Annotated in this window: 11 protein-coding genes; all 11 read left to right on the top strand. The window is 46.3% G+C overall.

Annotated elements, in window-relative coordinates:
* Positions 1–174 precede the first annotated feature (174 nt).
* The 11 genes from GPK81_RS11555 to GPK81_RS11505 all read left to right on the top strand — a co-directional run bounded on the left by GPK81_RS11555 (position 175) and on the right by GPK81_RS11505 (position 9,421).
* Complete coding sequence (locus tag GPK81_RS11555; RefSeq protein ID WP_215707058.1) at positions 175–642, top strand: DUF3990 domain-containing protein; 468 nt, start codon at positions 175–177, stop codon at positions 640–642.
* The gene (locus tag GPK81_RS11550) at positions 626–1,066 is read left to right on the top strand and encodes a hypothetical protein (RefSeq protein ID WP_215707057.1); all 441 of its coding nucleotides are present in this window, start codon (positions 626–628) and stop codon (positions 1,064–1,066) included. Before GPK81_RS11555 ends, GPK81_RS11550 begins: the two co-directional genes overlap by 17 nt.
* A gap of 171 nt (positions 1,067–1,237) precedes the next feature.
* Positions 1,238–1,702 carry a ribosome maturation factor RimP gene (gene rimP / locus GPK81_RS11545; RefSeq protein ID WP_118062602.1) on the top strand — a complete coding sequence of 155 codons (465 nt, stop codon included), beginning with the start codon at positions 1,238–1,240 and terminating at the stop codon, positions 1,700–1,702.
* A 43-nt stretch (positions 1,703–1,745) separates the two neighbouring features.
* On the top strand, positions 1,746–2,939 hold the full coding sequence (gene nusA, locus GPK81_RS11540; protein WP_118062601.1) for a transcription termination factor NusA: 1,194 nt from the start codon (positions 1,746–1,748) through the stop codon (positions 2,937–2,939).
* On the top strand, positions 2,939–3,217 hold the full coding sequence (gene rnpM / locus GPK81_RS11535) for an RNase P modulator RnpM (protein WP_021977122.1): 279 nt from the start codon (positions 2,939–2,941) through the stop codon (positions 3,215–3,217). Before nusA ends, rnpM begins: the two co-directional genes overlap by 1 nt.
* Complete coding sequence (locus tag GPK81_RS11530; protein WP_021977121.1) at positions 3,204–3,521, top strand: L7Ae/L30e/S12e/Gadd45 family ribosomal protein; 318 nt, start codon at positions 3,204–3,206, stop codon at positions 3,519–3,521. The genes rnpM and GPK81_RS11530 overlap by 14 nt, the downstream gene beginning before the upstream one ends.
* Before the next feature lie 42 nt (positions 3,522–3,563).
* On the top strand, positions 3,564–6,248 hold the full coding sequence (infB, locus tag GPK81_RS11525) for a translation initiation factor IF-2 (RefSeq protein WP_174087989.1): 2,685 nt from the start codon (positions 3,564–3,566) through the stop codon (positions 6,246–6,248).
* Positions 6,249–6,260: 12 nt separating this feature from the next.
* Complete coding sequence (rbfA, locus tag GPK81_RS11520; RefSeq protein WP_021977119.1) at positions 6,261–6,629, top strand: 30S ribosome-binding factor RbfA; 369 nt, start codon at positions 6,261–6,263, stop codon at positions 6,627–6,629.
* 9 nt (positions 6,630–6,638) lie between these two features.
* Positions 6,639–7,595 (top strand): DHH family phosphoesterase, encoded by a 957-nt coding sequence (locus GPK81_RS11515; RefSeq protein ID WP_161208999.1) that lies wholly within the window; start codon positions 6,639–6,641, stop codon positions 7,593–7,595.
* A gap of 6 nt (positions 7,596–7,601) precedes the next feature.
* Positions 7,602–8,492, top strand: a complete 891-nt coding sequence (gene truB / locus GPK81_RS11510) for a tRNA pseudouridine(55) synthase TruB (RefSeq protein ID WP_417028713.1) — start codon at positions 7,602–7,604, stop codon at positions 8,490–8,492.
* A gap of 29 nt (positions 8,493–8,521) precedes the next feature.
* A complete protein-coding gene (locus GPK81_RS11505; RefSeq protein ID WP_118062596.1) occupies positions 8,522–9,421 on the top strand; it encodes a bifunctional riboflavin kinase/FAD synthetase in 900 nt (299 codons plus the stop codon).
* Positions 9,422–9,553 lie beyond the last annotated feature (132 nt).

The raw sequence follows: 9,553 nt of genomic DNA, 5'->3' as shown, positions 1-9,553 counted from the left end.
ATTTAGAAGAGCTTTTAGAAGCTTAAAAAGTAGAAAAAAATAGAATTTGCAGTTGCTAACCATTCATGCGTTTGTCGTGTTGTGAGAGTAAAATATATTGCGATTTTCGATACACATTTGTTATAATAGCTCCAGGAAACTATTGTGTTAAGTCCAATCTGAAAAGGAGTGCATATGACTTTATATCATGGAAGTAAAGATATAGTAGAGTATCCGGAAATCAGAAAAGCCCGATTTAACAAAGATTTCTACTTTGGCTTCTATTGTACGAACATCGAAAAACAGGCAGAACGGTGGGCGACAAGGTATGGAGAAAAGGGATACATTAACAGGTACGAGTATACAGAAAATACAGAATTAAAAATTCTTAGATTTGAGAAAATGACAGAAGAATGGCTGGACTTTATTATTTCCTGTCGAAGTGGACAAGCACATCAGTATGATATTGTGGAAGGACCGATGGCGGATGATACGATCTACAATTACCTGCAAAACTATCTGGATGGTAAGATCTCAAGATCTGCTTTCTGGGAACTGGTAAAATTAAAGTACCCCACACATCAGATCAGTTTTCATACAGTTTCGGCATTGGATACCTTGGAATTTGCAGGAAGTGAGGTCGTATATGGCGAAAAAAAATAATAACAATTTATTTTTTACCTGTAGCCTGATTGAGTATATAGGACGAAACAGAAAACAACATCGGCGGGAAATCACAGATTATCTTGGCAGAGAAAATATAAAGAGAATATACGATTATGCGGATGTATTTCACTGTGAGCCAATACAAAAAGTTGCAGCAGAGTTTATGGAGCAATGCAATATTCCAGAAGGAAAATTTGACAATGTATCCATGTGCAGATATACGGTTCCGGATTACTGGGATATTGGAGAAGTATATGAGCGATTAATAGAAGACATATATGATGATACGGAAATCGAAAAAGGAATATGGGATATTTATCATTCCTGGATTGATGCACATATTTCGGACTATAATACAGATTTTTATTATCAGCCGAGAGATTATATAGCAGCATGCTATAAAGCGGGAGAAATCCTGTAAAAGATAAACAGAAATTCAAATCGCAATTAATACTTGCATTTAAAAGACATTGGTGTTACAATGAACGAAACTAAGAACTTGTTGGCATAGGAGTGGGCGAGAGCCCGCTCCTATTTGCTGAGAAGGAATTTGTTCAGAAACAGGCAGAAATAAGAAAGGCAGGTGGGAAGCATGAGCAGACGGGAAGAATATGAACAGAAAGCAGAGGCGATCCTTACACCGATCGTAGAGTCCAAGGGCTTTGAACTGGTAGATGTGGAGTATGTCAAGGAAGCTGGAACCTGGTATCTCAGAGGTTATATCGACAAGCCGGGCGGAATCACAGTCAATGACTGCGAGGACGTAAGCCGTGCATTCAGCGATATCCTGGATGAGCAGGATTTCATCGAAGACAGCTACATTATGGAGATCAGTTCTCCGGGACTTGACCGGCCTCTTAAGAAAGAGAAAGACTTTAAGAGAAGCCTTGGCAAGCTGGTGGAGATCCGTACCTACCGGCCGATCGAGAAGCAGAAAGAATTCTGCGGTATTTTAAATGCATATGATAGTAACAGTGTGACAATCGATGAAGACGGCACAGAACGCACTTTTGATAAAAAAGATATCGCCCTGATTCGTCTTGCGATCGAATTCTAAAAGAGAATCGAATCTGTAAAAATTCAGGAGGAAAAAAAGGAAAATGAGCAGAGATTTAAGAGACGCGCTGGACGTTCTCGAAAAAGAGAAAAACATCAGTAAGGATACACTGCTGGAGGCAATTGAGCAGTCACTGATCCAGGCATGTAAGAATCATTTCGGAAAGGCAGATAACGTTCACGTTATGATCGATCCGGAGACCTGTGATTTCAGTGTTTACGCTGACAGAACTGTTGTAGAGCATGTGGAGGACCCGGCCCTTGAGATTTCTCTGGTGGATGCACAGAAAACAAACACCAACGCAGAGATCGGTGATGTTATGAAAGTTGAGATCCAGTCCAAGGAATTCGGACGTATCGCAACCCAGAACGCAAAGAACGTCATTCTTCAGAAAATCCGTGAGGAAGAGCGTAAAGTTCTCTACGATCAGTACTACGGAATCGAAAAAGAAGTGGTAACCGGTATTGTTCAGAGAGTAATGGGCAAGAATGTCAGCATCAACCTCGGTAAGGCAGACGCAGTCCTTACAGAGAACGAGCAGGTAAAAGGCGAGACATTCCAGCCAACTGAGCGAGTAAAGGTTTACATCCTTGAGGTAAAGGATACACCGAAGGGACCACGTATCCTTGTTTCCAGAACACATCCTGGCCTTGTAAAGAGACTTTTCGAGTCCGAGGTTGCAGAGGTAAGAGATGGTACCGTTGAGATCAAGAGCATTGCCCGTGAGGCAGGTTCCCGTACCAAGATCGCTGTATGGAGTAACGATCCGGATGTAGATGCTGTGGGAGCATGTGTCGGTATGAACGGCGCACGTGTAGGTGCGGTTGTCAACGAACTTCACGGTGAGAAGATCGATATCATCAACTGGGATGAGAACCCGGCAATCCTTATCGAGAACGCATTAAGCCCTGCAAAAGTTATCGCAGTTATGGCAGATCCGGATGAGAAGACTGCACTGGTTGTAGTTCCGGATTATCAGCTTTCCCTTGCCATCGGTAAAGAGGGACAGAACGCACGTCTTGCTGCAAGACTTACAGGATTCAAGATCGACATCAAGAGCGAGACACAGGCAAGAGAGTCCGGTGACTTCTACGATGATTACGATGAGGAACACGAAGAAGCAGAGGACGAAATGACAGAAGAGGCTGTTTCCGAAGAAATTCCGGAAACAGAGGAAGATACAGAAGAGACAGAAACAGAAGCTGAAGAAACAGCAGATGGAGATGCCGAAGAATAATGAAAACGAGAACCAAGATTCCCATGCGTCAGTGTACCGGCTGCAGGGAAATGAAAAGCAAAAAGGAAATGATACGAGTTCTCAAAACATCAGAGAATGAGATCATCCTGGACGCTACAGGTAAGAAAAACGGACGCGGCGCATACCTTTGTTTCTCAGAGGAATGCCTGGAAAAGGCCATCAAAAACCACGGCCTGGAGCGTTCCTTGAAAATGGCAGTTCCGGATGAAGTGTATCAGAACCTCAAGAAGGAGTTTGAGTCAATTGAAAAACAGTAAGGTTTTATCACTCATCGGACTTGCGACAAAAGCAGGAAAAACAGTGAGCGGAGAATTTTCCACAGAGAAATCCGTAAAAACAGGAAAAGGTTTCCTGGCACTGGTGGCAGATGATGCCTCCGAAAACACAAAAAAGAAATTTCGGAATATGTGTACCTATTACGAAGTTCCGTTATATTTCCTTTCAGACAAAGAGAGCCTGGGCAGAGCAATGGGCAAAGAATTCCGTGCCAGCCTTGCCGTGCAGGACGAAAATTTTGCAAAGGCGATCATGAAGGAGCTGGAAAAAGAATCCGGCAGATAACCTGCATGATACAGGCGTCTGTAAGGAGGTTTGACGATAATAATGATAAAAGATAAATTCAGCAGATCGGGAAAGGAGCAATATAGACAATTGGATACTCCAAAAACAGAAGAAAAGACAACAACGGTGAACGCAGAGGGTAACAAGTCTGAGGCACCGAAAAAGAAAAAAAATATCATCCGTGTATTCCATGCACAGAATGCCAGCGACGGCGGTAAAGGAAGAAGAAAACCGGCAGCAGGCGAGAAAAAAGGCCCGGCACGTTCCCAGAACGGCGGACAGCGTCCGGCAGGCCAGGGTACAAGAAATAACGAATCCGGCGAGCAGAGAAACTCTCAGGGCGGAGCAAACCGTACTCAGGGCGGAAGACCGCAGGGTAATCGTCCGGAAGGAAGAAGAGACGGCAACCGTGACGGAAGAAGCTTCGAGGGAAGAAGAGACGGTGGAAACCGTTTTGGTGGAAACCGTTCCCAGAATGGTGAGGGACGTCCGGCAAGACAGGGTGAAGGAAACAGAGGACCACGTCAGAATGACGGAAGAGGCGGAAACCGTTTCGGCGGTGGAGCAAACCGTGGCCAGGGCGGTCAGGGCGGACGCTTCGAAGGCAGAGATGGCGGAAACCGTTTCGGCGGCGGAGCAAACCGTGGCCAGGGCGGCCAGGGTGGACGTTCTGAAGGCGGAAGAGGCGGAGATAACCGTTTCGGCGGTCAGAACCGCGGCGGCCAGGGCGGAGCACGTCCGGGACAGAAAAGAAGCAGTTCTTCCGATTCCGTATTTACTCCGGAGCTGACCAAGACATCCAAGGACAGCAAGCGTGAGCGTGACAGAGAGAACAAGAACAAGAAGAAAGATTTCGAGAAAGGCGGCCAGGGCGGACGCAGACCAAATCAGGGTGGACGCAGACCGAATTCCAGAATCCCGAAAGCGCTTCAGAAACCGAATCCACAGCCGAAGCAGGAAGAGAAGAAACCTGAGATCAAGGAGATCACCATTCCTGAGAAGCTTACCATCCGTGAGCTTGCGGACGCTATGAAGATGCAGCCATCTGTGATCGTTAAGAAACTTTTCATGGAAGGTGTCATGGTAACCGTAAACCAGGAGATCGACTTTGACAAGGCAGAGGAGATCGCACTTGGCTTTGATATCATTGCCGAGAAAGAAGAAAAAGTAGACGTGATCGCAGAACTCCTCAAAGAGGATGAAGAGGATGAGGACGATATGGTTCCAAGACCTCCGGTAGTCTGCGTCATGGGTCACGTTGACCATGGTAAAACATCTCTTCTGGATGCCATCCGTAATACAAACGTAACCAGAGGCGAGGCCGGCGGAATCACACAGCACATCGGTGCTTACGTGGTAAACATCAAAGGCCAGAAGATCACATTCCTGGATACACCGGGACATGAGGCGTTCACAGCTATGCGTATGCGTGGTGCCAACGCTACGGATATCGCAGTTCTGGTCGTTGCCGCAGACGATGGCGTCATGCCGCAGACTGTAGAGGCCATCAGCCATGCAAAAGCAGCAGGCGTTGAGATCATCGTTGCCATCAACAAAATCGATAAACCAAGCGCAAATGTAGAGCGTGTAAAACAGGAACTTTCCGAGTATGAACTGATCCCTGAGGACTGGGGCGGAAGCACCATCTTTGTTCCGGTATCCGCACATACAGGAGAGGGAATCGAGAACCTTCTTGAGATGATCCTTCTTACTGCTGAGGTTTCCGAGCTGAAAGCAAACCCGAACCGTGAGGCAAGAGGTCTTGTTATCGAGGCTCAGCTTGATAAAGGTAAAGGACCGGTTGCTACCATCCTTGTTCAGAAGGGTACTCTCCATGTAGGAGATTTCATTGCAGCAGGTGCATGCAACGGTAAAGTCCGTGCAATGATGGATGACAAGGGACGCCGTGTTAAAGAAGCAGGCCCGTCCACTCCGGTTGAGATCCTTGGACTTGGAGATGTTCCAAATGCAGGTGAGATCCTGATGTCCTTCGAGAGCGACAAAGAAGCCAAGAACTTTGCAGGCGCATTCGTTACAGAGAACAAGAGCCGTCTTCTTGAGGAGACCAAGGGCAAACTTTCTCTGGATAACCTGTTTGATCAGATCCAGGCAAGCGACCTTAAAGAGCTTCCGATCATTGTCAAAGCCGATGTACAGGGATCTGTTGAGGCTGTAAAACAGAGCCTTACCAAACTTTCCAACGAGGAAGTTATCGTTAAGGTGATCCATGGAGGTGTAGGTGCCATCAATGAGTCTGATGTCAGCCTTGCCGCAACATCCAATGCCATCATCATCGGATTTAACGTACGTCCGGATACCACAGCAAAACAGCTTGCTGAGCAGGAGGGCGTTGACCTTCGACTTTACAAGGTTATCTACCAGGCAATCGAGGATGTGGAGGCAGCCATGAAAGGTATGCTGGATCCGGTATTCGAGGAGAAAGTTATCGGCCACGCAGAAGTACGTCAGCTGTTCAAGGCATCCGGTGTGGGAACCATCGCAGGAAGCTATGTACTGGATGGTACATTCCAGCGTAACTGCAAGGTTCGTATCACAAGAGGTGAGGACCAGATCTTTGAGGGTGAGCTTGCATCCCTGAAGAGATTTAAAGATGACGTTAAGGAAGTCCGTGCAGGATATGAGTGTGGTCTTGTATTCAACGACTTCAACGATGTTAAAGAAGAAGATAAAGTCGAAGCATATATCATGGTAGAGGTACCAAGATAGGAGTGACTTGTAATGAGAAAAAACAGCATTAAAAATACACGTGTGAATGGTGCAGTTCTTAAAGAACTCAGCACCATCATACACAGCGAAATCAAGGACCCCAGAATTCATCCGATGACTTCTGTGACAGCCGTGGAGGTGGCACCGGATCTTAAAACCTGCAAAGCCTACATCAGTGTACTTGGCGAAAAGCAGGCCAAAGATTCCACCATCCGTGGATTAAAGAACGCAGAGGGTTATATCCGGAGAGAGCTGGCCAGAAGACTGAACCTCCGCAATACGCCGGAGATCCGTTTCGTTCTGGATGAGTCCATCGAATATGGCGTAAATATGTCAAAGAAGATCAATGACGTAATGAGTGGGATGGAAACAGAGGAATAGGTGGAAAAAATGAAAAACATTTCAGAAATACTGGAAAATGTAAAAACCGTAGGCATTGGCGGCCACATCCGTCCGGATGGAGACTGTATCGGTTCCTGTATGGCTCTGTACCTTTATATCCGGGAATATTTTCCGGATATTGAGGCAGATGTCTATCTGGAACAGCCGAAGCCTATATTTGATTACATCGACAGAATGGATGAGGTTAAGACAGAAGCAGAAGAAGAGAAAGAGTATGATCTTTTTATCACCTGTGATGTCAGCGCACTGGATCGCCTTGCTGTTGCCGGAAAGTATTTTGACACAGCAAAAAAGACCGCATGCATTGACCATCATGTAAGCAATAAGGGGTTTGCGGATGTCAATCATGTAAGGGGCGACGTCGGTTCCGCATGTGAGGTTCTTTACGGGCTTCTGGATGCAGATAAGATTGACCGTTCCATTGCGGTTCCAATTTATACGGGAATGGCACATGACACCGGCGTATTCCAGTATTCTTCCACAACACCGGAAACCATGAGGATTGCCGGTGAGCTGATGAAAACAGGATTTGATTTCAGCAGGATCATCGATGAGTCCTTTTACCAGAAAACATATCTTCAGAATCAGGTTATGGGCCGTGTGCTGGCAGAGAGCATTCTGCTTCAGGATGGCAAATGCGTAGTCGGATATCTGAAAAGACGAGAGATGGATTTCTACGGTGTGGAAGGAAAGGATCTGGAGGGAATCGTAAGCCAGCTCCGTCTGACCGCAGGCGTGGAGGTTGCGATCTTTATCTATGAGATGGAGACGCAGCTCTTTAAAGTATCTCTCCGTTCCAACGGAAAGGTGGATGTGAGCAAAATTGCCGTATTCTTCGGAGGCGGCGGACATATGCGTGCAGCCGGCTGCGACATGCAGGGTTCCATGTACGATGTGATCAACAACCTTACCGCTGAGATCGAAAAACAGCTTGCAGAGGAGTAGAAACAGATCATGGACGGAATACTTGTGATCCGAAAGGAAAAAGGTTATACCTCTCATGATGTAGTTGCAAAGCTGCGTGGAATTCTCCACATGAAAAAGATTGGCCATACGGGAACGCTGGATCCGGCAGCAGAGGGAGTGCTCCCTGTTGCTCTTGGAAGAGGAACCCGTCTGGTAGAGCTTCTTACAGAGAAAGAAAAAACATACGAGGCAGTTTTAAGGCTGGGCGTTTCCACAGACACCCAGGACATGACAGGAACCATTCTTTCCGAGAAACCGGTAACGGTTACAGAAGAGGAAGTCCGGGAAACGGTTGCTTCTTTTGTGGGAGAACAAATGCAGGTTCCGCCGATGTATTCCGCTCTGAAAGTGGGCGGAAAGAAGCTTTACGAGCTGGCCAGAGAAGGAAAAACCATAGAGCGCAAACCGCGCCCTGTGGTTTTTTATGAGATAAGGATACTGGATATGGACCTCCCGCTGGTACGTATCAGCGTTACCTGCAGCAAGGGAACTTATATCCGTACACTTTGCAATGATATCGGAGAAAAATTAGGCTGTGGCGGTGCCATGGAAGAGCTTCTTCGGACCCAGTCCGGGAATTTCACACTGGAAGAGAGCATGACACTTTCCCAGGTGGAAGAAGCGGTTGCCAACGGAACCATCGGCGAAAAAATCGTTTCTATTGAAGATGTACTTTCCATGTATCCGGCGCTTATCTGTACACCGGAAGGAGACAGGCTTCTTGGTAATGGAAATCCAGTTCCGGAAGAACTGGTACAGGGCGGCAGCAGGGAAGAAAAAGTCCGGATGTATAAAAGCAGCGGAAACTTCACAGGAATATACGGCTGGGATGAAAGAAAACAGAAATATGTTCCCGTCCGCATGTTCTTTGTATAAATTTTTTACAAAAACTTGCAGGAGCAGATATGGAATACTTGAAGATTGACGGAGAATTTCCGCGCCTGTCAGGGAGTGCGGTAACACTTGGAAAATTTGACGGCATACACCGTGGACACCGGAAACTGGTGGAAAGAATTCTGGAGCAAAAAGAAAAGGGACTTCAGACAGTTCTCTTTTCCCTGGGAATCGGAAGCCAGATGATCTTTACAAAAGAAGAACGATGCAGGATTCTTGAGGATGCAGGTGTGGATGTTCTGATCGAATGCCCGCTGGATGCCAGGATCCGCCACATGAAAGCAGACACTTTTATTAAAGAGATTCTGGTGGGGGATCTTCAGGCAGAACACGTTGCCGTAGGAGAAGATTTCCGGTTTGGATATGAACGCAAGGGAAATCCGGAACTTCTCCGGGAGATGGGAAAGAAGCTTGGCTTTTCGGTGGATGTGATTCCAAAAGAAATGGAAGGAAAACGAAAGATCAGCAGTACCTTTATCCGTGAGGAACTGAAAAGAGGTAATATGGAAAAGGTCAATGATCTTCTGGGCTTTCCGTTTTTTGTGGATGGAGTGATCGAACATGGAAGAGGAATGGGACATAAATTTCTTCTTCCGACAACCAATATTATTCCGGCGAAAGAAAAGCTGATGCCTCCAAACGGGGTCTACGATACAGTGTCCCATTTTAAGGACAGAAGCCTTAAAGGAATCACCAATGTAGGATACAAGCCTACGGTGGGGGAGAAATTCCTGGGTGTTGAGACTTATCTCTTTGATTGTGAGGAAGACCTGTACGGAGAGTCCTGCAGAGTGGAATTTTTTCATTATTCCAGACCGGAGAAACGTTTTTCTTCCATAGAAGCTCTGAAAGAACAGCTTATGAAAGACGCGGAAAAAGGCAAGGCTTATTTTCAAAGCTTCGAAAAGTAAAAATTTCCGGTAAAAACTTTTCAAAAAAACAGTTTACAGGTCAGGAACCGTGTGCTATACTGTTCGAGGTGAAAAAAGCCAGTATTCAGAAGCCGGAGACTCCGACCACTTCTTAATACCCGGCGTTTAATT

It is taken from the genome of Blautia sp. MCC283, assembly GCF_018785565.1.
GTDB lineage: Bacteria > Bacillota > Clostridia > Lachnospirales > Lachnospiraceae > Blautia_A.
This window is presented reverse-complemented; position numbering and strand designations above follow the sequence as displayed.